Source organism: Paenibacillus sp. BJ-4 (assembly GCF_020404765.1).
In the GTDB taxonomy this organism is placed as follows: Bacteria; Bacillota; Bacilli; order Paenibacillales; family Paenibacillaceae; genus Paenibacillus.
Genome location: NZ_JAIVEM010000115.1, coordinates 1 through 545, shown reverse-complemented (window position 1 = coordinate 545; position 545 = coordinate 1). Strand labels below are relative to the sequence as shown.

Annotated in this window: 1 protein-coding gene; it reads left to right on the top strand. The window is 61.7% G+C overall.

Annotated features, from left to right (window positions below; all coding sequences use genetic code 11):
- Positions 1 to 545, top strand: a 545-nt coding sequence (locus LCF57_RS18225) for an AMP-binding protein (RefSeq protein WP_226001967.1), incomplete at both ends; no start/stop codon positions are given.

Genomic DNA, 545 nt, shown 5'->3' with positions numbered 1-545 from the left:
GTGAACACGGCGGCGGGCTACCGGCGGGAATACCGGTTGGATCAGTTCCCGGTGCGGCTGCTGCAGCTCGCAAGCTTCTCGTTCGACGTGTTCGTGGGAGATATCGCGCGGACGCTGTACAACGGAGGCACGATGGTGATTGTGCCGAAGGACGACCGGATCGATCCGTCTCGTCTGCACCACTGGATTGAGCGGGAGCGGGTCACCATCTTCGAATCGACGCCGGCGCTGATCGTGCCGTTCCTGGAGTACGTGCACGAGCAGCGGCTGGATATGAGCTGGATGGAGCTGTTGATCACGAGCTCGGACAGCTGCAGCGTGGCGGATTACCGGACCTTGCAGGAACGCTTCGGCTCGTTGTTCCGGATCATCAACGCATACGGCGTGACGGAAGCGGCGATCGACTCAAGTTTCTACGACGAGCCGCTGACGAAGCTGCCGCAGACAGGCAATGTGCCGATCGGCAAAGCGTGGCTGAATGCGAAATTCTACATCGTGGACGCGCATCTGAACCCGGTGCCGGTCGGGGTGCTGGGCGAGCTGGT